Here is a 523-nt window from a genome sequence, read left to right as displayed (position 1 = left end):
GCCGGGGCCGCCGAATAAGGCGGATGGTCGCACCCACGAAGCCAAAGGCCGGCTCGTCCGGCCTTTTGCGTCGGAGCCTGTCGGCTCGACTCCGGGCGGCCTTCGAGACGACGATCTTCCTGTTCACGGCGACGCTGGCGCTGGCTTCGGCCGGCCCGGCGACGGCCGACCCCGTGTGGCTCGAAGTGTCGCAGGCGGTGTCCGGCACCGACCAGCGCAGCGGCCGCGCCGTCGTCAACTTCATCCTCACCACGGCGGGCCGCGAGGTTTTCGCCCGGTTCACCGCCGAGAATGTCGGCCGTCGGATCGACATCCGGGTCGACGGCCGGAGCATGCTGCGCCCGGTGGTCCGCGAGCCGGTCAACGGCGGCGTCGGCCAGATCCCGGTGACCACGGTCGAGGAGGGCAAGGTCTTGGCCCGCCGCCTCGCCGCCGAAGGCGCCCGCCTCGAGGTCGAAGTCACGGAGTGAGGCCTTTGATGGCACCCTCCCCTGGAGGGGGAGGGTCGGGGCGCGCGCAGCGC

1 protein-coding gene is annotated in these 523 nt (G+C 72.5%); it reads left to right on the top strand.

The features are described from left to right. Positions 1 to 23 precede the first annotated feature (23 nt). Entirely contained in the window at positions 24 to 470 is a 447-nt protein-coding gene (locus tag CH341_RS31000; protein ID WP_111423497.1) for a SecDF P1 head subdomain-containing protein, read from the top strand. Positions 471 to 523: the final 53 nt, after the last annotated feature.

Origin of the sequence: Rhodoplanes roseus (genome assembly GCF_003258865.1) — a bacterium.
Lineage (GTDB): Bacteria > Pseudomonadota > Alphaproteobacteria > Rhizobiales > Xanthobacteraceae > Rhodoplanes > Rhodoplanes roseus.
This window is presented reverse-complemented; position numbering and strand designations above follow the sequence as displayed.

Excerpts from the sequence above, each read along its gene's own strand:
- CH341_RS31000 (WP_111423497.1), top strand. The coding sequence starts at position 24 with ATGGTCGCACCCACGAAGCCAAAGGCCGGCTCGTCCGGCCTTTTGCGT.